Origin of the sequence: Achromobacter sp. ACM01, assembly GCF_014851745.1 — a bacterium.
GTDB classification, from domain to species: Bacteria; Pseudomonadota; Gammaproteobacteria; order Burkholderiales; family Burkholderiaceae_B; genus Achromobacter; species Achromobacter aegrifaciens.
This window is the reverse complement of record NZ_JACVAF010000003.1, coordinates 712866-733671: the sequence shown is the minus strand read 5'-3', so window position 1 is coordinate 733671 and position 20806 is coordinate 712866. Positions and strand designations below refer to the sequence as shown.

The 20806-nt window shown below is 65.4% G+C and carries 22 protein-coding genes; 8 read left to right on the top strand and 14 right to left on the bottom strand.

What is annotated here, in order from left to right; genetic code table 11:
• Positions 1-13 precede the first annotated feature (13 nt).
• Together IB268_RS18115 and IB268_RS18110 are read right to left on the bottom strand one after the other, a co-directional pair.
• Positions 14-532 carry a hypothetical protein gene (locus IB268_RS18115; protein ID WP_225591410.1) on the bottom strand — a complete coding sequence of 173 codons (519 nt, stop codon included), beginning with the start codon at positions 530-532 and terminating at the stop codon, positions 14-16.
• A 14-nt stretch (positions 533-546) separates the two neighbouring features.
• Positions 547-1422 carry a leucine-rich repeat domain-containing protein gene (locus tag IB268_RS18110; RefSeq protein WP_192354585.1) on the bottom strand — a complete coding sequence of 292 codons (876 nt, stop codon included), beginning with the start codon at positions 1420-1422 and terminating at the stop codon, positions 547-549.
• A 139-nt stretch (positions 1423-1561) separates the two neighbouring features.
• Here IB268_RS18110 and IB268_RS18105 point away from each other — a divergent pair, with 139 nt between their 5' ends.
• The 4 genes from IB268_RS18105 (at position 1562) to IB268_RS18090 (ending at position 4800) form a co-directional block, all read left to right on the top strand.
• Positions 1562-2143, top strand: coding sequence for an ABATE domain-containing protein (locus IB268_RS18105; RefSeq protein WP_054451302.1), 582 nt, complete (start codon positions 1562-1564; stop codon positions 2141-2143).
• 191 nt (positions 2144-2334) lie between these two features.
• Positions 2335-3207 (top strand): alpha/beta fold hydrolase, encoded by an 873-nt coding sequence (locus IB268_RS18100; protein WP_054451303.1) that lies wholly within the window; start codon positions 2335-2337, stop codon positions 3205-3207.
• A gap of 129 nt (positions 3208-3336) precedes the next feature.
• A complete protein-coding gene (locus IB268_RS18095; RefSeq protein ID WP_125472439.1) occupies positions 3337-4278 on the top strand; it encodes a sensor domain-containing diguanylate cyclase in 942 nt (313 codons plus the stop codon).
• Positions 4279-4356: 78 nt separating this feature from the next.
• A complete protein-coding gene (locus IB268_RS18090) occupies positions 4357-4800 on the top strand; it encodes a DUF695 domain-containing protein (RefSeq protein WP_119449014.1) in 444 nt (147 codons plus the stop codon).
• Positions 4801-4831: 31 nt separating this feature from the next.
• Here IB268_RS18090 and IB268_RS18085 read toward each other — a convergent pair whose 3' ends face one another.
• The gene (locus IB268_RS18085; RefSeq protein WP_119449015.1) at positions 4832-5692 is read right to left on the bottom strand and encodes a DMT family transporter; all 861 of its coding nucleotides are present in this window, start codon (positions 5690-5692) and stop codon (positions 4832-4834) included.
• A 118-nt stretch (positions 5693-5810) separates the two neighbouring features.
• On the opposite strand from IB268_RS18085, the gene IB268_RS18080 reads away from it, so the two are divergent.
• Positions 5811-7196, top strand: coding sequence for a PLP-dependent aminotransferase family protein (locus IB268_RS18080; RefSeq protein WP_192354728.1), 1386 nt, complete (start codon positions 5811-5813; stop codon positions 7194-7196).
• A gap of 145 nt (positions 7197-7341) precedes the next feature.
• Here IB268_RS18080 and IB268_RS18075 read toward each other — a convergent pair whose 3' ends face one another.
• Positions 7342-7665: a hypothetical protein gene (locus IB268_RS18075; RefSeq protein ID WP_054450347.1), complete on the bottom strand. Its 324-nt coding sequence runs from the start codon at positions 7663-7665 to the stop codon at positions 7342-7344.
• 551 nt (positions 7666-8216) lie between these two features.
• On the opposite strand from IB268_RS18075, the gene IB268_RS18070 reads away from it, so the two are divergent.
• A complete protein-coding gene (locus IB268_RS18070) occupies positions 8217-9272 on the top strand; it encodes a hypothetical protein (protein ID WP_192329861.1) in 1056 nt (351 codons plus the stop codon).
• Positions 9273-9339: 67 nt separating this feature from the next.
• Positions 9340-9768, top strand: coding sequence for a VOC family protein (locus IB268_RS18065; RefSeq protein ID WP_054450349.1), 429 nt, complete (start codon positions 9340-9342; stop codon positions 9766-9768).
• 38 nt (positions 9769-9806) lie between these two features.
• On the opposite strand, the gene IB268_RS18060 is transcribed toward IB268_RS18065, so the two are convergent.
• The 9 genes from IB268_RS18060 to IB268_RS18020 form a co-directional block, all read right to left on the bottom strand.
• Positions 9807-10511 (bottom strand): ABC transporter ATP-binding protein, encoded by a 705-nt coding sequence (locus IB268_RS18060; RefSeq protein WP_088138874.1) that lies wholly within the window; start codon positions 10509-10511, stop codon positions 9807-9809.
• Positions 10511-11227: an ABC transporter ATP-binding protein gene (locus IB268_RS18055; RefSeq protein ID WP_054450351.1), complete on the bottom strand. Its 717-nt coding sequence runs from the start codon at positions 11225-11227 to the stop codon at positions 10511-10513. The genes IB268_RS18060 and IB268_RS18055 overlap by 1 nt, the downstream gene beginning before the upstream one ends.
• Positions 11224-12237 carry a branched-chain amino acid ABC transporter permease gene (locus IB268_RS18050; protein WP_158598540.1) on the bottom strand — a complete coding sequence of 338 codons (1014 nt, stop codon included), beginning with the start codon at positions 12235-12237 and terminating at the stop codon, positions 11224-11226. The genes IB268_RS18055 and IB268_RS18050 overlap by 4 nt, the downstream gene beginning before the upstream one ends.
• Positions 12237-13118, bottom strand: coding sequence for a branched-chain amino acid ABC transporter permease (locus tag IB268_RS18045; RefSeq protein WP_054450355.1), 882 nt, complete (start codon positions 13116-13118; stop codon positions 12237-12239). Before IB268_RS18045 ends, IB268_RS18050 begins: the two co-directional genes overlap by 1 nt.
• A gap of 69 nt (positions 13119-13187) precedes the next feature.
• Positions 13188-14447, bottom strand: a complete 1260-nt coding sequence (locus tag IB268_RS18040) for an ABC transporter substrate-binding protein (protein WP_119449019.1) — start codon at positions 14445-14447, stop codon at positions 13188-13190.
• A 49-nt stretch (positions 14448-14496) separates the two neighbouring features.
• Positions 14497-15726 (bottom strand): serine hydrolase, encoded by a 1230-nt coding sequence (locus tag IB268_RS18035; RefSeq protein ID WP_125473218.1) that lies wholly within the window; start codon positions 15724-15726, stop codon positions 14497-14499.
• A gap of 2 nt (positions 15727-15728) precedes the next feature.
• Complete coding sequence (locus IB268_RS18030) at positions 15729-16658, bottom strand: phytanoyl-CoA dioxygenase family protein (RefSeq protein WP_054450358.1); 930 nt, start codon at positions 16656-16658, stop codon at positions 15729-15731.
• A gap of 24 nt (positions 16659-16682) precedes the next feature.
• Positions 16683-18230, bottom strand: coding sequence for a class I adenylate-forming enzyme family protein (locus tag IB268_RS18025; protein ID WP_082400654.1), 1548 nt, complete (start codon positions 18228-18230; stop codon positions 16683-16685).
• Positions 18227-19075 (bottom strand): phytanoyl-CoA dioxygenase family protein, encoded by an 849-nt coding sequence (locus tag IB268_RS18020; RefSeq protein ID WP_054450362.1) that lies wholly within the window; start codon positions 19073-19075, stop codon positions 18227-18229. Before IB268_RS18020 ends, IB268_RS18025 begins: the two co-directional genes overlap by 4 nt.
• Before the next feature lie 165 nt (positions 19076-19240).
• On the opposite strand from IB268_RS18020, the gene IB268_RS18015 reads away from it, so the two are divergent.
• Positions 19241-20206: a helix-turn-helix domain-containing protein gene (locus tag IB268_RS18015; RefSeq protein WP_175159583.1), complete on the top strand. Its 966-nt coding sequence runs from the start codon at positions 19241-19243 to the stop codon at positions 20204-20206.
• Positions 20207-20212: 6 nt separating this feature from the next.
• Here the strand turns inward: IB268_RS18015 and IB268_RS18010 are convergent, their stop codons facing one another.
• Positions 20213-20533, bottom strand: coding sequence for a DUF4148 domain-containing protein (locus IB268_RS18010; protein WP_054450364.1), 321 nt, complete (start codon positions 20531-20533; stop codon positions 20213-20215).
• Between the last annotated feature and the right edge of the window lie 273 nt (positions 20534-20806).

Genomic DNA, 20806 nt, shown 5'->3' with positions numbered 1-20806 from the left:
TTCGGTCTGCGTTCTACGCTTCGCCCTTTCCTTGAGTCGCAGGGGGTTGTGTTGGCCAGTCGGAGCAGCCCAGCAACGCAGCCGCCTCGCCATCCGCCAGCATCTGCTCAAACAGGTCTCCAAGACCGCTGGCCACCTCGCTGACCGCCTCGAACTCGGGCTCGACGCCATGCACGATCCTTCCCGAAATCCGGTCGATCGCGAGAAACTCGTAATCACCGTCCACGCTCATGAAGATCGGCACATGGCGCGCCCAGAAGGTCTCGACGGCGTGCCGGTCGGCATCGCTGATGGCGGCTTCCAGGCTGATGTCGCGAAAGGCGTCCCACCCGAAGGCGCTGTCGGCGGTTCCGGCATAGTCGGCCGCGCTCAGGAACCAGCGCGTATCGTCCGCGCTGCTCAGTTGCGTGTACAAGGACAGGAACGCTGCGTGTTCCGAGGCGTCAGCCGGTGCAGCCATGGGCGTCGCGCCTAGCACTGTCCAGCCGCGCGCGGCAAGCAAGCCCAGGAAACGTTCGTGCAAGATGCTCATCGGGTCCGCCATGGCTATCGCGTCGCCGCGATGTTCGCGCGCGGCAAGCGCGCCTTCAAGGTCTGTGCCAACTCGCCCAATCCCACATCGCCGCAGCCGACCAGCGTCAGCTCCCGCAATCGGGTCAGCATGTCCAGCACGCCGATATCCGCAATCCGTTTGCAGTACTGAATGTCCAACCGTTCCAGGTTTTCAAGGGCGCTGATCGGACCGATCTTCTCCAGCGCACCAAGGTTCTTCAGGCGCAAAGAGCGCAATCCTGTCAGTTGCTCGATGCCGGACAGCGTCTTCAAACCACGGCCCGCCAGCAAGCCCAGCGCCAACAGCGGCAGTCCCGCAATGCGGTCGAATATCGACGAATCGAACGGCACGTTCCAAAGGTTCAGTTCCTTGAGCGGCAGGCTCAAGGCGCGGTCCAGCAGCATGCCGCGCCGGTCTGGGACCATGGACAAGGAAATCAACGCCGGAAAGTCTTCCGGCTCGAACCGCAACGTGGCGCCCACTGTCAGCGCCTCCAGCCTGGGCAGCGGGCCGGCCTGCCAGGTGTACGTGCCAGGCTCGGGATGGATGGAAAGATGGCGCAGGCTGGCAGGGAGCATGTCTGCGCGCAATCCCGTCAGAACGCTGCCCGCGACCGCGCCGGGGCCGATGGAAAGGTGCGCCAGCGCCGGCAGCCGGGCGAGGAGTCCGGGCAGCTCGCGCAGCGGGTCACCCGGCGGCGCCCATAGATGCACGTCTTCGATCGAGGCCAGGACGGCCTCTTGCGGCGGAGCATCGTAGAGCACGACGCGTTCATCCGCGCCGGCGAATTGCGAGCGCTGGCGGCTGTGCATGAAGCGCCAGGTCTGGGCGCGGTCCGGGAGAGGGATCGAAAACGGGATGAAGGACATGTGGCTTTCCGAATCCGTGAAAGGCTAGTTTACGGTGCTCATCGTCCGGGCGGAAAACTGTGCGATGACCGATGGGATGCTCTTCCTCCGTAACTTGATAGTCGCAAACTAAGTGGTTACATTCAAGATGGAGAACATCATGACCACCACTACCCCCACGCCAGAATTCCGCCTGCTTGGCGACCACGCGGCGTTAGATCTGATCAACACCGTCGAGCAATCCGACGATGGCCCTCGCGATCGCCTGCAATCAGACGACGATGTGCGAGCCTGGCTGGAGGCCTTGGGTTTTTCGCCCGCCCAGCGCAAGACCCCGAAGGGTCTGCTCGAATCCGCGAGGACATTGCGCGAGACGGTGCGCGCATTGGTCGCCCAGAGAAAGGCCGGGTTGCCGCTCAAGCTCAGCCCGCTCAACCGGGCGCTCGCCGCCGGAGGCAGCCATCTTGAGGTTTCCGTGGTGGCGGGCGCGCCCAGCCTTGCCCGTCGCTATGAAGCGGCTACGCCCGATCAATGGCTGCTTCCGGCCGCAGAGGCCGCCGCAGACTTGCTCGTGCATGGGGACTTCGAGCTGGTGCGCAAATGCGAAAGCCCGCTCTGTTCCCTCTGGTTCTACGACCGTACTCGCTCCCATCGCCGCAGGTGGTGCAGCATGTCGCTTTGCGGTAACCGCCACAAGGTGGCGGCATTTCGACAGAGGGAAGCCCAGGACGCTGCTTCCTGAGCGCTTGCTAGCCCACCCATCCGGCCGCCTGGCCGGATTTTTTTTTGAATGAGTCTCTCCATGTCATAGCTTTGAACTATTTAGGTAACCATTAAAACTTAATTTGACGGGTTACTAAAAAGGCGTAAGAATGGCCCGCACAGCCTGCAGGAATTCCGCTATTGATCCAGCCCCAGACCACGGAGATCGTCATGTCCAGCCCCCCAGAAAACCAGATCCAAACGCGCCGTTTGCAAGCCGACGGCCTGAACTTCTTCTATCGCGCGGCGGGCAACCCCGATGCGCCCGTGTTGCTGCTTCTGCATGGTTTCCCCAGTTCTTCGCACCAGTTCCGCAATCTGATCCCGATTCTGGCCACGCGTTTTCACGTGATTGCGCCGGATCTGCCTGGCTTCGGCTTCACGGAAGTACCTGGGGAGCGCGGCTACCGGTACACGTTTGACGACTTGGCCGTGTCGCTCGGCGCGTTCGTCGATGCCTTGGGCCTGAAACGCTATGCGATGTACGTTTTCGACTATGGCGCGCCTGTCGGGCTGCGCCTGGCGCTTGCCCACCCCGAGCGGGTGACCGGCCTGGTCTCTCAGAACGGCAACGCTTATCTCGAAGGGCTGGGCGATGCCTGGGCGCCAGTCCGCGCCTATTGGGCGGAGCCGACCGCGGCCAACCGGCAGGTCATCGCGGATGCCGTGCTGAACCTGGAAGGAACGAAGTGGCAGTACGTGCATGGCGTCGCCAATCCGGACGACGTGGCTCCGGAAAGCTACACGCTCGATGCCGCCTTGCTTGAGCGGCCTGGCAACAAGGAAATCCAGCTCGATCTGTTCCTGGACTACGCCAACAATCTGAAGCGGTATCCGGATTTCCAGGCGTTCTTCCGCGCGGCGAAAATTCCGACGCTCGCTATCTGGGGGCGCCACGATCCGTTCTTCATACCGCCCGGCGCCGAGGCGTTCAAGCGGGACAATCCGGAAGCGCAGGTCGAGTTGCTGGATACCGGGCACTTTGCGCTCGAGACGCATGCGGCATATATCGGGCGCCGGATTATCGAGGTGTTGGCGCCTTGAGGGATTCTGAAAGAGGCCGCGAATGCGGCCTTTTCAATACGGCTACCTTTCGGCGTTCATCACGCACACGCCACGGCCGACGGATTCACGCTAAAGTGCCCGTTCATTTGAATCGAGGATGGATAGGGTATGTCAAACGAAAGCCCGCTTCTTGATGACAACGCGGTGTACCGAACCTTGCTCGAGTCCACCAAGGCAATTCCCTGGAAGATCGATTGGGCCACGAAGCAATTCGCCTATATCGGTCCGCAGATCGAGGCGTTGCTGGGCTGGAAGGCCGACAGCTGGGTGAGCGTGGAGGACTGGGCCATGCGCATGCACCCGGAGGATCGGGACTATGTGGTGAATTTCTGCGTCACCCAATCCCAGGCCGGCGTCGATCACGAGGCGGACTACCGCGCGCTGACCAAGGAAAACGGCTACGTATGGATCCGGGACGTGGTGCACGTAGTGCGCAATGACAGCGGCGAGGTCGAAGCGCTGATCGGCTTCATGTTCGACATCACCGAACGCAAGAAGACCGAGGAAAAGCTGCTGGCCTTGCAGAAGGAGCTGGAGGCGCTGTCCTTCAAGGACGGTTTGACGAATATTGCCAACCGGCGTCGCTTCGATAGCGGTTTTGAATTGGAGTGGGAGCGCGCGCGCAGCGAACGAAAGCCGCTGTCCATCCTGTTGTTCGACGTCGATTTTTTCAAGCAATACAACGATCTGTATGGCCACACCCAAGGCGACCAATGTCTGGTGGATATCGCCCAGACCCTGAGTTTGGCGCTGGATGGACCTCGCGATCTCGTTGCGCGCTACGGTGGCGAAGAGTTTGTCGTGCTGCTGCCGGAAGCCGATGCCGGAGTGGCGCGAAAAGTCGCTGAACGCTGCCAGCGCTTGCTCAAGAAAAAGGCTATCGTGCACGCGCTGTCGCCGCACGACAGGCGCGTCACGGTCAGCATTGGAGCCGGAACGGCGGTGCCAGACGGACAGAGCGACCGTGCTGGCTTCATCAAAGCCGTCGACCAGCAGCTATATGCAGCCAAGAAAAACGGGCGGGACCGCATCGAGCATGTGCAGTTGTAGAGCCGACCGTGAACACAAGGTTTTCTCAGTAACAAGCGCTGAACCTTCTGGTCCGGCGTCTATACAGGAATTGATTCAATGAGCAGTATTTTCCCAGGTGATCTGTGGGCAGTGGGTGAAGCACAGGTCGAAGGTTTGACGGTCATCGTTCGCTTTCGCACCGGCTTGCCGTCGGCGACTGATCGTGAGATCAATGAGAACCTGGTCATCATCTCTTGGCCGTACCAGGGCATCGAGTCCGGCATGCCCAATGACGAAGACAAGCAGAGCCACAATAGCTTTGAAGAGGCCATCGAGAAAGGCTTTGAGAATTCCGATATCGGGGTGCAGGTGGCTTGCCTGACTGGAAATCACCACAAGGAATGGCGTTACTACACGCGTGACGTCGAGGCCTTCCTGGATGCATTCAACGCATGCCTGGCGGGGCATCCGGTCTATCCCATACAACTGCGCATGTACAAGGATCCTGATTGGAATGCCTTATCGGGCTTGCAGCCCCAGGGTTCAGATCAGCTTCATTGAAAGAGGTCAGGCGGCGCTTGCGCGCCGCCTGCTACGCATAGCGCTTGGCGCCCGCCACGCAAACCACCGCCGCCAGCGTCACGACCAGCATCGTCCAGCTGACCTGCTCATGCAGCAGCGCGGCAGCCAATCCCAGCCCCATGAAGGGCTGGAACAACTGCAACTGCCCCACCGCCGCAATTCCGCCCTGCGCCAGCCCGCGGTACCAGAACACGAACCCGATAAGCATGCTGAACAGCGACACGTAGGCGAGGCCTATCCACGCCGGCGTGCCGACGTGCTCGAACGAGGCCGGCATGGTCAACAGCGCGATGGGCAGCATGAGGGGCAGAGACAGCACCAGCGCCCAGCTGATGACCTGCCAGCCGCCCAGCTTGCGGGACAGCTTGGCGCCTTCGGCATAGCCCAGGCCGCAGACGATGATGGAGGCGAGCATGAGCAGGTCGCCGGTGGGCGAGGCCTCCAGGCCGCCCCAGGCGGCATAGCCCGCGACGCAAGCCGCGCCGACGATGGAGAACATCCAGAACGGCGGACGCGGGCGTTCGCCGCCGCGTATCACGGCGAAGATCGCGGTGCTGAGCGGCAGCAGGCCGAGGAAGACGATGGAATGGGCCGAGGTGACGTGCTGCAGGGCCAGCGCCGTCAGCAGGGGGAAGCCGACCACCACGCCCAGTGCGGTCAGCGTTAGCGAGGGGAGGTCGGACAGGGTAGGCCGGCGTTGGCGCAGCAGCATCAGCAGGGCCAGGCCAAGCAGGCCCGCGATGGCGGCACGCGCGCAGGTCAGGAAAATGGGATCCAGGTCCGCCACGGCGACCCGGGTCGCGGGCAAGGAGCCCGCGAAGATCACTACGCCGATAAAACCGTTCACCCAGCCGCTGGTGGCCTTTTGCATCTGAAGCTCCTTGATACCGGGCTCCAGTACAGCACGGCCTGAGCGCGCAGTCCAAGCACAATCCAGTACAATTTCAAGAAACTGTTATGTATTGAAAGCCAGTACGGCGGAGGATTCCATGGCGCGCGGCGGCACTCTCATCAAGCAGGTCATGGGCGAGATCCAGGGGCGGATTGCGGCCCGCACAGCCTTGCCTGGCTCCCGGCTGCCTTCGGTAAGAGTGCAAGCCAAGACGCTGGACGTATCGGTGTCCACAGTGGTGGAAGCCTACGAGCGGCTGGCGGCGGAAGGCGTGCTGGTGTCGCGCCCCGGCTCCGGGTTCTATGTGGCCGGGCAGGTGGCGCCGTTGGCGCTGACCGAGATGGGGCCGAAGCTGGACCGGGAAGTCGACCCGCTGTGGGTATCGCGTCAGTCGCTGGCGGCGGACGCGGATAGCTTGCGGCCGGGCTGCGGCTGGCTGCCGGTCAGCTGGATGTATGAAGACGGGTTGCGGCGCGCCATGCGTGGCATGGCGCGCGCCGAAACCGCGGAACTGACCGAGTATGGAACGCCGTTGGGCCATGCGCCCCTGAGGCAGCTGTTGGCGCGGCGCATGGCGGGCATGGGGATAGAGGCAGGGCCCGAGCAGATCATGCTGACCGATTCGGGGACTCAGTCCATCGACCTGATCCTGCGCTTTCTGCTGGAACCGGGGGACACGGTGCTGGTGGACGATCCCTGCTATTTCAACTTCCATGCGCTGTTGAAGGCGCATCGCGTCAAGGCGGTGGGGGTGCCGTACACGCCGAACGGTCCGGATGTCGCGGCGTTCGAAGCGGCGCTGCGCGAGCATTCCCCGCGGCTCTACATCACGAACTCCGGCATACACAATCCGACGGGGGCGACTTTGTCGCCCTTGGTCGCGCACCGTCTGCTGAAGCTGGTGGACGATTCCGAGCTGGTGATCGTCGAGGACGACATCTTCGCGGATTTCGAGAACACGCCCGCGCCGCGGCTGGCTGCGTTCGACGGGCTGTCGCGGGTCATACATATCGGCAGCTTCTCGAAGACGGTGTCGGCGTCGGTGCGTTGCGGCTACATCGCGGTGCGGTCCGATTGGGTGGAAAGCCTGACCGACCTGAAGGTCGCCACGACCTTTGGCAGCAGCCGGCTGGCGGCCGACATCATCTTCAGGACGCTGACGGGCAGCGGCTACCGCCGCCACATGGAGTCGACCCGGCTGCGCCTGGCGCAGCAGATGGACAAGACCGCCGCAAAGTTGCTGAAGCTGGGCATCAAGCCCTGGCTGACGCCCCGGGCGGGCATGTTTCTGTGGTGCCGCCTGCCCGAGGGCAAGGACGCGGCTACTGTGGCCCGTCTGTGTCTGAAGGAAGGGGTGTTGGTGGCTCCCGGAAATGCGTTCAGCCAGTCGCTGGCTACGGGAGATTTCCTGCGGTTCAACGTTGCGCAGTCCACGGACGAGCGGATATTCACGGTGCTGTCCAAGGCGTTGAGCGCGGCTTGATGCAAGGGGCACGGTTGGTTGCCTGAAGTACTGGCAGCCGGCATTCACGAAAAATTTCCGTGTCGCCTGATACCTTTTGCTTTCTCGACTGACAGGCGCAGGCAATCCAGCGGCCCGCCTGGCCGCCGGACTGTCGTATTGATGACTACAGGTAGGCGAGCGTGATGATGTAGCCCTGGGCGTCCTGTTGCCCGGCGTGGCGCGCCCTGAGCGGCACGGTCTGCACGTCGACCTTCACTCGATTGGCGCTTACGCGGTAGCGGTCGGCGGGCTTGCCAGCGGCGCGGGCGCGTTCAGCATCGCATTCCACGCGGACGGTTGCTTTTCGGGATTGAACCTGCGGTGTGCATGACGCAGCCTCGACGATGGCGCCGTGGAAATAGATGGTTCCATCCGCGGCGCGGGCTGCGGGCAGGACGCTGGACGCGCACAGCAGAAGCAGGGAAAGGCGATATTGGAGCTTGGACATGACAGCGACTCCTTGCGACTGGAAACGGAGGGGGGGCTATGTCTGTCTTCACTTCTTTAACGGCATCCGGCAGCGAAAGTTAATCGCAATCCGCCTTTGGGCCGCGTTCGCGCGTGCGAGCGGTGCCTGGCTTGCAACTGCAACGCAGGCGCGTCAGTCCGCACGGCGATAGGCCGCCGTGGCGGAAAGTCCGCGGCTGGACCGCTTTTTTGTAAGGAGAGAGTCGGCTCGCTACGCGAACACCGGAAGGACTATGGGCGGCATCGTGGGCTCCTTTGATCGCGCCCTGGAGGACGCGGTGATGGTCAGGGACCTGGAACGGACTGTCGGCCAATATGAAATGCGTGGTTTCATTGTCGCAGGTCGCGGGGAAAAATCAATACCTGGCGTCCGGCGCATGCGATCACTATCTTCCGGATTCTGGCGACGGGATGTTTCGCACCGTATTCGCTCTGGCTCGAATGCTCGCTGCTGACGCGTCCTGCGCCGCTTCAGTAAACTCCGGGGCTGCCGCGCGGCGCTCACCGCCGCTTTCATGCTCGCTGATCTCCATGACTGCTTCCGACACGACATTCGCCGCCGCGCTTCGTACTCCCGTCTCCACCGCCGACGATCTTGATCCGCTGGATCAGTTCTTCCAGCGCCCCGAGGTAGGCGCCTTTTTAGCCCAGGCCCGCAAACCTGGGCAGGCGGACGCCAGCCTGCGGACCTGCGCCGATCTGTTGCCTACGCTGCACCCTGGCCGCGCCGCTGCCGTGGCCTTGATGTGCGGTTCGCTGGTGGAAGACGGCGCCGATCCGGCAATACTCTTTCCCGTCCTGCAGGACTTGCTGCGGCAGTGGCTGAGCACCCTGAGTCCGTATTGTGCGCAGGAGGTCGAGGACGACGATGATGAGGTGGAGGAGGCCGACCGCCGGGCTTGGCAGGATGCCAGGTCGCGGATGGCCGACGTACCCGAGGACAGGCGCTGGGAAGTGGAAGCCTTGCATCAGGCGGCAGACCTGCTGGTGCTGCCGATGATGACCATGGTCTTGCGCGACCGCCGCAATCACGCCGCCCTGGTGTCCGACGCGGAGTTGATGGCGCTGCTGCATCCCATGGCCACCAGCAACGACAGCCTGCCCTTCGAGCATCTGCACTATCTTTGGCTGGCCTCGCAGTTGGGCTACGAGGAGGAGTTGGTAGTGGTGCTGCCGACTTCCATGACGGGCTTCATTGCGCGGGCGCATGCCGTCAACAACAACTTCCACGCCTTCACGCTGTTGCAGATCATCATCGGCGAACACGCGCAGGCCTTGGGCGTGAAGCGCGAGATCGCAGCGCGCGAACCGGACCAGGACAGCGATACCGCGGACTTCCAGTGGTTGCAGGCTGATGCCTACGCCGGCGGCGAGCTGGTCAACGCCATGCGTTACGCCTGGGGCGAGGCGGCGTTGCGGCACAACCTGTCCCGCCACGGCAAGCGAGTGCTCATCGCGTTGGAAACGGCCGAGGGCATGAAGCGCAATTGGTCGGGGTTCAACGGCGCCATGCATGAAGCGCAGCAACCGTCCATGACATTCACGCGCTATCTCACGCGTGACGAGGTGGCTTCGTATCTGGCTTGATCCGGCGCGGACGGGGCCGCATGGCGGGCGGTATATTCGAAAGCTCCCCTCTCAACAGGAGCGCCACATGCAGACCAATGAAATCCATCGGGGCCGGCTGATCGACCACATCCAGCTGGTGGTGCGGGACCTGGCAGCCAGCCAGCGGTTCTATCAGGCAGTCTTCGATGCGCTGAAAGTGCCGATGGGCGGCACGGGCGACGGCTATTTCTGGGCGGACGAGCTATTCGTTTCCACGCCCGACAACAAGGCTGCGGCGGGGCAGTTGACCGGACGCCATCATCTTGCGTTCCAGGCGCAGGACCAGGCCATGGTCGCTGCCTTCTACAAGGCGGCGCTGGCCCATGGCGGCACGGACAATGGCGCGCCGGGCTTTCGGGACTACCATCCAGGGTATTACGGCGCTTTCGTGCTGGATCCGGACGGCAACAACATCGAGGCCGTGTTCCATGGCGAGGCGCAGCGCAGCGCGCCTTCGGTGAAAGTGACGTTCTGAGCGGCGCGCGTTTGGCTCAGACGCGTGCCGCCCCGTAATCACACGCCCAGGTAGGCGCGGCGCAGCCCCTCATCGGCCAGGAGTTCAGCGCCCGGCCCGGACATGACGATTTCACCGTGCTCCAGCACATAGCCGCGCGCGGCCATGCTGAGCGAGCGGTGCACGTCCTGCTCCACCAGCAGGATGGTGATGCCGCGCGCGTTGATGAGCGGCAGCTTGTCGAAGATGTCCTTGACCATGATGGGCGCCAGGCCGATGGACGGTTCGTCCAGCAGCAGGAGCTTGGGCGAGGTCATCAGCGCGCGGCCGATGGCCAGCATCTGCTGCTCGCCGCCGCTAAACGAGCGAGCCAGCTGGCGGCGCCGTTCCCGCAGACGCGGGAACAGCTGATAGACCCAGTCCAGGTTGTCGCGGCTGCGGCGCTTGTCGCGCAGTACGTCGGCGCCGACCAGCAGGTTGTCCTCGACGTCCATGTGGCCGAACAGGCGGCGGCCTTCCATGACCTGGGCCATGCCCAGGCGCGCCACCAGGTGCGCGGGCAGGCCGCTGATGCGCTCGCCCAGGAAGCGGACCTCGCCGGCCAGCGCGGGCAGGGAGCCCATGACGGTGCGGATTAGCGTGCTTTTGCCGGCGCCGTTGGCGCCGACCAGACTGACGATCTCGCCTTCGCCCACGTGCATGTCCACGCCGCGCAGCACCTGCACGTCGCCGTAGCCGGCGTCCAGTTGACGGATCTCCAGCATCACGCGGCCTCCCCGAGATAGGCGCGCACCACCTGCGGATCGCGGGCGACCTGCTGCGGCAGGCCATCGGCGATCTTGCGCCCCTGCTGGATGACGACGATGCGGTCGGATAGTTGCATGATGGCCTTCATGTTGTGTTCGATCACCAGGACGCTGATGCCGTCGCCGCGCAGGGAAAGGATCAGCGCCACCATTTCCTCGGTCTCCACCGGCGTCAGGCCCGCCATCACTTCGTCCAGCAGCAGCAGGCGGGGCTGGGTCGCCAAGGCCTTGGCGACTTCCAGGCGCTTGCGGCCCGACAGCGTGAGAGTGCGCGCGATCTGATGCTCGCGTCCGGCCAGGCCGACGCGCGCCAGCACGGCCTGGGCGACTTCCTCGGCCTGGGCTGGAGCGCGGTGGCGCAGGAAGGCGCCGATCATGGCGTTCTCCAGTACCGTCATGTCGCCGAATGGCTTCACGATCTGGAACGTACGTGCGAGTCCAGCGGCGCAGATGCGCGCCGGATCCTGGCCGTTGATGCGGCTGCCATTGAAGCGGATGTCGCCGCTGCTGGGCGGCACGAAGCCGGATGCCATCGCGAACAGCGTGGTCTTGCCGGCGCCGTTGGGGCCGATCAGGCCGACGATCTCGTCGGCGCCGACGGCGAAGCTGACCTCGTCGGAGGCTCGCACGCCGCCGAAATTGCGGCTGACATTATGGAACTCGAGCAGGTTCATTGTGTGCCCCCCATCGCGGGACCGGCGGTCTTGGCTGGCGTGCCGGCCGCGCGCGCAGGCGCCTTGGCGCGTCGGGACAGTATCGCCATCAGTCCTCGCGGCTCCCAGCGGATGATGATCATCAGCAAAAGGCCATACAGCATCATGTCGGCCCCCACCATGCCCCCGGTCAGGGAGCGCGCCAGCTCTTCGCCAGGCAGCAGCAGCAGCGCGCCCAGCACCGGGCCCCAAAGCGTGCCGCGGCCGCCGATGATGCAGACCACGGCGATGACGACGCTGAGATTGGCGCCGAATACCTTATCGGGGCTGATGTAGAGGACGAACTGCGCATAGAAGGTGCCGCCCAGCGCGGTCATGGCCGCGCTCAGCATGGCTGCGGTCAGCTTGTAGCGCCGCACCGGCACGCCCAGCGCCATCGCCGCGTCCTGGTCGTTGCGCACGGCCGTCAGGCAGTAGCCGAAGCGGCTGCGCAATACATGGCGGTTGATCAGCAACGCGGCGATGGTGAAGGCCAGCGCCACGATGTAGTAGTAGGCCTTGCCGGTATGCTGGAAGTACAGCGGAGCGTCGCGCAGCAGCGTGACCTCCATGCCGCGCGGCCCGCCCAGCAGGGTGTCGGCGTTTTCCACCAGCGTCTTGAGCACCATGCAGGAGGCGATCGTGGCCAGCGCGAAGTACGCGCCGCGCAATTGCAGGCAAGACAGCCCCACGATCAACGCCGCGCCCATGGCCACGACGGCGCCGGCCCACATGCCCAGCCAGGGACTGATGCCCAGGTTCACGAACAGCCAGGTCGAGGTATAGGCGCCCAGCCCGAAATAGGCGGCATGGCCCAGCGAGAGCTGGCCGGCGATGCCGCCCAGGATGTTCCATGACAGCGCCAGATAGGCGTACAGCAGCGTCATGGCGCCAACCGACAGCAGGTACTGGTTGCCGCTGGCCAGCGGCAGCAGCGCCAACAGGCCCAGTGCGGCGATGCCGGCGGCCGAAGTCTTTGTGGTCTTGGCCATCATTCGTTCTCCACGCCGAACAGCCCGCTGGGCCGGAAATACATGGTGGCGAGAAACAGCAGGAAGATGAGCGCTTCGGCATAGGTGATGGGGATCAGCTGGCTGCCGACCGATTCCAGCACGCCGACCAGGATGCCGCCCCAGAATGCGCCCGCCACCGAGCCGATGCCGCCCAGCACGACGATGACGAAGGCGCGCAGGCCGAAGATGTCGCCGACGAAGGGGTTGACGGGATAGAGCGGCAGCAGCAGCGCGCCGGCCGCGCCCAGCACCAGCAGGCCGATGGCGAACGACAGCCGGTAGACGCGGGCGCTGTCTATGCCCAGCACGCTGGCGGCTTCGCGGTCCTGTCCGGTGGCGCGGATGGCGCGGCCTGTGCGCGTGTGGCGCAGGAACAGCACCAGGGCCGCCGTGATCAGGCAGGCGAAGAACAGGCCGGCGATCTGCGGATAGGTGAAGATCAGGTCGCCGGGCATCCAGACTTCGTTGGCCCAAGGCGCGTCGATGGTCCGGCTGTCGGGGCCGGCCAGCGCCAGGAAGGCGTTGTCCAGGAAGATCCACAGGCCGGTGGTGAAGATCAGAACGCCGATCGGCTCGCGCGAACTTTCCTTGCGGTAGATGCCGTCGATCAGCCAGCGCTGGCAGGCATAGCCGACGACGAACAGCGCGGCCGCCGTGAGTGGCATGGCGGCCAGCGGATGCAGGCCGAAGTGGCTGGTGAGCGCGAAGCAGACGTACATGGACATCATCAGGAAGGCGCCATGGGCGAAATTGATGATCTTCATGACGCCGAACTGCAGGCTCAGGCCCAGCGCGATCAGGCCGTAGACGGCGCCGCTGGCGATACCGCCCAGCAAGGCCTGGAGTAGGGTAGTGGTCAAGTGGAGGCTCCTAGCGGTAACGGGGCGCCGGCGCCACGCGCAGGGCGTGGCGCGGCGACGCCAGGTCGGTCAGGGCTGAGCGGCAGGCCAGACCATCTTGTAGGATTTGGAGGCCAGGTTCTCCGGCCACACGGTGCGGTACTGGCCGTCGGGCGTGATCTGCTGCATGACGTAGCGCTTTTCGGGGTTCTGGCCCTTGGCGTCGATCACGATGTCATAGCCCACCAGCTTGTTCAGGTCGGTGCCTTGCAGCTTGGTCTGGGCCAGGGCGTCGCGGATGGCTTCGGGATCCGCCTTCCCGGCGCGCTCCAGCGCGTCCTTGATGACCCAGACCGCGGCGTAGGCGCTGACCGACAGTTCGTTGGGATCGACCTTGTAGGCGGCGACGAAGTCGTCCCAGAACTTCTTGGCGAACGGCGTGGTGATGGACGACTCGTAGCCGGCCCAGCCATTGGTGGTGTAGACATTGCCCGCGATGTCCTTGCCGACCAGCGGGATGAAGGTACTGTCGATCTGGCCGGCCGCGCTGCCGACGTAGGTCGAGCCCACCCGCATCTGCGCCAGCAGTTTGTGCAGCTGCACGGCGTCGGCGCCATAGGAGGTCACGGTGACGACGTCGGGCTTCTTGCCCTTGATCTTCAGCACCAGCGGACGCAGGTCAGGCGAGTTGGGCGGGTATCCCTCGTCCAGCACCAGATCGATGCCGGCTGCCTTGAACTTGGCGCGCAACGTGTTGGCCATGTCCTGGCCCCAATCGGTGTTCTCGTAGACCATGGCGACCGTCTTGGCCGGCTTGCCGGTGGTCTTGCCCGCGTAGTCGATGAAGTCCGCCATGCTTTCGGCGTTGCCCGAGGCCGGGATCTGCGTGGGACGGAACACGTACTTGAAGCCGCGTTCGGTGATGTCGGCCTTGGCGGCCAGGTCCACCACCCATGGCACGCGGTTCTTTTCCGCGACGGCGGTGGCGGGGAAGGTCACGCCGCTCTGGAAAGCGCCCAGCAGCACCGGGGTCTTCTCGCGGGTGATCAGGCGTTCGACCTCGGTCATGGCGACCTTGGCATCGCCCCGGGTGTCCACCTCGACCAGCTGCAGTTGCGCGCCGCCCAGCGACTTGATGCCGCCGGCGTCGTTGATGTGCTTGACGGCCAGATGCGTGGCGCGCGACATGTCTTTGCCAATGGAAGCGGTGGCGCTGCCCGACAGAGGAATCAGATAGCCGATCTTGACGGGCTCGGCAGCCAGGGCGGCGCCCTGGACCAGCAACGTGGCGCCGGCCGCGGCGAACAGACGCCGCAGGGCGGCGGGGCGATAGGGGTTGCTCGTGTTCATGAGGATTTGTCTCCAGGTTTTTTTGTGATTCGAGAGTGCGGCGCGGGCTTCAGCCTGGCGGCCCTGCGCCGAGTGCCGCGTGCGTCGCGCACACCAGGCGATGGGCGCGTTCATCGAGCAGCACCGTGCGTCCCATGCGGTTCATGGTGTAGGCAAAGGAAAGCCGTCGCTGCGGCCAGGCGAAAGCCAGCGACCCGCCAGCGCCCGTGTGGCCGTAGGCCTCGTCGCCGAAGCAGGCGCTGTCCAGGCCTTGCGCGCGGTTATCCATCTGGCGCATGAAGCCGCTGGCGTAGCGCGTGGGTACGCGCAGGCAGGCGTCGTCGTCCGTGCGCGCCGACAGGGCCGTGGCCGCGGCCAGCGTGTCCTCGCGCAGCAGGCGCACGCTGTCGCGCTGGCCGCCCAGCGCCAGTGTGCCGTACAGACGCGCCAGGCTGCGCGCATTGCCGATGCCGCCAGCCGCGCACAGCCCGGCTGCGTGGCCGGCGCGGCTGTTGAAGCCGGAAGGGCGCCAGCCGCCGGTGTTCTTGGCGTACAGCGCGGTAGGGCTTTCGGGCTCATCCTTCAGGGACTGCTCGAAGGGACTGAACGGCGCTTGCGGCGCGGGCGGCGGCACGATGGGTGCGACCCGGGCTTCCTCCGTTTCCGGCAAGCCGATCCAGAAGTCCAGGTCCAGCGGCTGCGCGATATGGCGGCGGAAGAATTCGCCGGGCATGCAGCCGCCCAGCCTGCGCACCAGCTCGCCGACCAGCCAGCCGTAGGTCAGGCCGTGGTAGGCCACGCGTTCGCCCGGAGCCCAGAAAGGCGCGGCCCCGGCCAGCCGGCGGGTCATGCCCTCCCAGTCGAAAGCGGCGTCAGCGGGTAGCGGCTCGCGCAGCGCGGGCAGGCCAGCGGTATGGTTGAGCAGCATGCGCGGGGTGGTGGCGGCCTTGCCTGCTGCGGCGTATTCGGGCCAGTAGCGGGCGACAGGGGCGTCCAGGTCCAGCTCTCCCGCTTCGGCCAGCATGTGGGCGCAGAGCGCCGTGGCCGGCTTGGTATTGGAGAACACGATACAGACCGTGTCGCGCTGCCAGGGCTGGCCGCGGTCCGTGTCGGCCCATCCTGCCCACAGGTCGACCACCGGATAGCCGTCGACTTCGATGGCGACGGACGCGCCGAGCTCGCCACCGTCCTGGAAGTTGCGCGCGAATGCTGCGCGTACTGGTTCGAAGGCGGGATCGCAGTAGCCGTGTATGGCCGGCGCCGCGGCTGCAAGCGCCGGAGACGAGGTTGCGGCGGCCATGGTCAGCGCGTCAATGGCGCGCGCGCGCCGTAGCCCAGCAGGTAGCGCGCGTCGTTGGACAGCGCGGCCGCGACGCCTTCGGGCAGCGTGCTGGTGAAGTCGGCGAAGCCGCGCAACCAGGACACGTTGTAGTTGCAGAGTATGGCGCGGCGCTCGCGGTCGGTATGGTTCGGGCCGGAGCGGTGCCAGGTGTTGGACAGCCAGATGGCGACCGAGCCGGCGGGTGCGGTCAGCGTGACCTCGCCGTCCAGCGGGCCGCTGCCCCACGGTGGCGACTTGCGCAGCTTGTGGCTGCGCGGCATGACCCGCGTGGCGCCGTTGTCGGCGGTGAAATCGTCCAGCATCCAGACGTTCTGCAGCGTCAGCGGAAACTCCGGCAGCGGCTCGGCGATCTGGCCCAGCGGCGCATCCACGTGCCAGGCGCCGCCGCCTGTGCCGGGGCCGATGCTGGTGGCCTGGAAGTCGTGCAGGTTGCAGTCCTGGCCCATCACGCTGCGCACCATGGGCAACACCGCCGGGTGCTCGATCAGCGGGATCATGTCGGGCGCCTTGTTCAGGAGGTTCCAGACGCGTTGCGACTTGTCGTCGTCGAACAGGGTGGGCAAGTGCAGGAAGTTCTTCGACACTTTGTTGATGGGCACCGGCCAGCGCGTGTTTTCGTTGTCGCGGCGATACTGGTGCACGCGCGCCACCATGCGCTGCGCTTCCATGTCGCTCACCGTGTAGTGGCGCTTATAGTAGGCCAGGATGTCGTCATCGTCCTCGTGCCGTTCGTCGTCCAGCGGGAACGGATCGGCGCGTTCCGCGGCCATCAGTCCGGCCACGCATTCGCGCGCCTGTTCCAGCTGTGCGGCGTCCAGCACGTTTTCAATGACGGCGTAGCCTTCTTCGGCGAGCTGGTGTTGCAAAGCCTGCAGATCGAGTTGCTTCATGTTCCTCCCCTTTTATGTGGAATGTCACTGCGAATTCGGGCCGGGCACGGCCACGGGCGCGAGCGCGCTGCGTGCGAGCTTGCCTATGCTGGTGCGCGGCAAGGCTGCCGTCGCGCCGATGCGGCGCGGCACTTTGTAGCCGGCCAGGTGCGCGGCGCAATGCGCCTGCAGGGCGGCCATGTCCAGGCGTTGGCCGGGGGCGGGCGTGACCCAGGCGTGGACCACCTGGCCCAGCCGCTCGTCGGCCACGCCGAAGGCGGCCGCTTCGCCGACTTCGGGGCGCGACAACAGCACCTGTTCCACTTCCAGCGGATAGACCTTGAAGCCGCCCACGTTGATGCAGTCGTGCCGGCGACCCCGCAGATGGAGATAGCCCTCGTCGTCCAGGATGGCGACGTCGCCGGTGTAGAACCAGCCTTCGCGCAGCGCTTGCGCGGACTCCGGCGCCGCTTGGCGGTAACCTGCCATCACGTGCGGCCCGCGCACGCGTATTTCGCCGGGCTGGCCCGGCGGCATGACGCGGCTGGCGCCATCCAGGTCCACCACCTGCAGTTCGCCGCCTGGCACGGGCAAGCCCACCGAACCGGGTTTGCGTGGACGGTGCATGGGATTGAAGGCCAGGCAGGGACCCGCCTCGCTCATGCCGTAGCCCTCATGGATGGGGCAACCGGCGCGCAACTCGAAACGCGTCAGGGTTTCGCGCGGCAGCGGCGCCGCGCCGGAGAAGCAGGCGCGCAGGCTGCCGAGTTTTTCAGGCTGGAAGGCCGTGCTCAGCAACAGGTCATGGAAGATTGCGGGCGCGCCCGGCAGCAGGGTCACGCCGTGGGCGGCGATGGCCTCGATGGTGCGGGCGGCATCGAAGCGCCGCATCACCACCAGCTCGCCGCGGGCATGCAAGCTCAAGTAGAGCGACATGGAGACGGCCGACACATGGAATAGCGGCATCACGCAGAGCACCACCTCCGAATCGCGCCGCGTCGGCAGCCAGGCTTCGCGCTGCGCGATGTTGTAGGCGATCTGCCGGTGCAGGATGTTGACGCCCTTGGGGCGTCCGGTGGTGCCGCCGGTGTATTGCAGCGTGGCCAGATCTTCATGCCGCGGCAGGTCTTCGGGCAGGGCGCAGGCCTGCGGCAGCATCTCCAGCAGGCCGGCGCCGTTGCCTGTGCGGAGAATGGCGCCGGCATCCAGGCCCGGGCACACGGCGCTCAGATCCAGCTTCACGCTGTCGTCATGCAGCAGCATGCAAGGCTCGGCGTCTTCCAGCATATAGGCCAGCTCGCGCTCGCGATAGCCTGGGTTCAGCGGCACGGCCTGCGCGCGCAGCGCATGCACTGCAAAGGTGGCAACGGCCAGGTCCAGCGAGTTCTGCATCAACAGGGCCACCCGGTCGCCGGGCCGCACGCGTTCGCCCAGGCGGCGTGCCAAAGCTCCAGCCAAGCCGGCGTATTGCGCATAGTTCAGGCGCACGCCTTCGAAGGACAGCGCGGGAAGATCGGGCGCTTCGAGAGCGGCGTCGCGCAGCAGATGGATCACCGAATCCGGGACCCTGGGCAGGGCGGGGGCGTTCATCATGCCTTGCGCTCGGCAGCCTTGCGGGCAGCCTTGGCGTCGCTGGCCTGCCAGACCGTGGGCCGGCCAGCACCGCCCAGCAGGGTGATGGGGTCGGCATTGTCGATGTGGCCGTACTGCCCCTTGTAGATGCTGTAGCCGCACAATTCCTGCAGGCGGCGCGGGAAGCTTCTCGCCACCTCGGCCGGAATGCCGAGCTGCAGGTTTTCCTGTTGCCGCATCCATCCGGCGCAGTAGTAGCACGACAACGCGTAACGGCGGGCGTTGCTGTTGTTGGCGCCGCCCTTGTGCCACAGCGCGCTGTCGAACAGCATGACACTGCCCGCCTTCATGGTGGCCTGCACGGTGTCTATGTCCTGCGCGCCGTAGGGCGGAGACGAATCGTAGCGATGACTGCCGGGCACGATGTGGGTGGCGCCGTTCTCGGCCGTGAAATCGCTCAAGGCCCAGATGGCATTGACCGCCAGCGGCGGGCGCGGGCGCGGCAGCGCCAGTTGCTGGGTATCTTCGTGCAGGGGCTGGGCGCCTTGGCCCGGCGCCAGCGTCAGTGAGCACAGCGACGACAGCAGCAGCTCGCGGTCCAGCAGGCGTTCGGCCAGGCTCAGCACGTCGGGCTGCAGCGGCACGTCCCAGAAGCGTGGATCGTAGACCAGCAGGTTGTTGATGCGCACCGTCTTGCGGCCTTCGAACGAGGTCTGGGCGTAACCGAGGTTGTGCTCGGCCTCGATCCGGATCAGGGCTTCCTGCAACTGGCTGACCTGCTCGGGCGGGATGATTCCCGGCAGCACCACGAATCCGTCGCGTTCAAAGGCTGCGATCCGCTCGTCGAGCGGTTCGGGCGTGGACATCTTTTGTCTCCTGATTGGGCCTGGATCTGAGTCCGGCGATATAGGTCTGTGCGTATAATCGGCCGGTAGTCTTCGCCCTGCCAGCGCGTAGCGTCCACGGCAGTGGCGCAAAGCGTCCATCCCCTAGAAGATGGCGGCCCCAGTCGGCATGATCCGGTACTCAACATGAGCGCGCAGGCCTACCACCACACCACCGATGTCATAGCGCCGCAGGAGCAGTTCGCGTATTGGCGCGATGCAATCTGCGATGCCTACGTGCCGCTCGAACCCGAGCGTGACGCCGCGCGCAGCTTTCGCGGCCAGATCGACGGCCTGCTGCTGCCGGACCTGCACGGCTCGACCATCACCGCCCAATCCCATGTGGTCAGGCTGTCCGCGGCCGGTCTCTCGGCCCGCAAGCAATCCCCATTCTTCGCCAATTTGCTGTGCGCGGGAGAGGCCCTGGTTTCGCAGGACGGAAGCGCCATGCGGGCGCGGGCTGGCGACGTCTACGTGGTGGATTGCGCTTCGCCCTGGGAAGTCGACTTCCGCACCGATTTCCGCATGTTCTGCATAGAAATCCCGGAAGGCCTCTTGCGGCCGCAACTGGGCCGGCGCGGGCGACTGGCCATGCCGGTGCTGGACGGAAGTTCAGGGGCAGGGCGGGTGCTGGCCAGCTACATGCGCCTGGTCAGCGAACTGCCGGCAAACGAGTTGCAGCAGGTGCAGGCGCTGATGGTCAGGCATTGCAGCGAACTGCTGTCGCGGACGCAGCTCGAAGGGGCGGATGCCGGCGCGCAGATCGCCGAACGGGTGCGCCACGAAGTCCTGGACCGCATTCTGGCGCTGGTGCAGCGGCGTTTGGCCGATCGCGGCCTGACGCCGGCTTCGGCCAGCGAGGAGCTCGGCATCTCCCGCAGCTATCTGTTCAAGATCATGGCCGAGCATGGCCTGAGCTTCAGCGCTTACGTGCGGCAGTGCCGGCTGGAAAGGTGCCGCCTGGCCATCGAGACCCAGCCTGGCCGCTCCATCGCGGACATCGCCGCCAGCTGGGGATTCGAGGAAGTTTCCACGTTCAATCGGGCGTACCGCGCGCACTATGGCCGCTCGCCAGGCAGCGAGCGCGGCGGTGCGCCCTTGCGGGCTCAATAGCGCGCATCACCATTTGCCCTGGCCCTGCGACTGCTGCATCTGCGGGGCGTTGGCAGGCCTGACCGTGTCGACATACTTCCGGTAGGCGGCGACATACTCGGGGCTATTGATGTCAGGGGTGCTGTCGCTGTCCCAGTTTCTTTCAACGCCGGATTGCTTCCAGGCGGCCAGGTCGCGTTCGACTTGATCGCGGCTGAGTTGGACGTCGGAGGGCGGAGCTGCGGTGGTTGGGGCGGCGGACATTTGCGCGGCCACGGGGCCGGAGAGCAGGGCGCAGGCCGCCAGGACGACGGGAATCATGGCGCGGACGGTTAGGGCAGTTTTCATGAAATGCTCCTGATGACGAGAGTGACCGCAGCATTGGAGACCGGTGTCCATGGGGGCTCGCGGCAATGCAGCCCGGTGCAGGGACAGCTGCGCAACCGGATTGGCGCATTGGTTTTTTTCTTGGGCAGGCCGGCCCGGCCCGCGGCGCGCGCGGACACGCACCTGGCGCTGGGTTCCACCGCCAGGTTTACGACTCGGGCCGGACCGGGCGTCCGGGCCTCATGCCTTTGTGCTCATCGTAGGACGGCGCGGGTGGGCGCCACATACTCAATA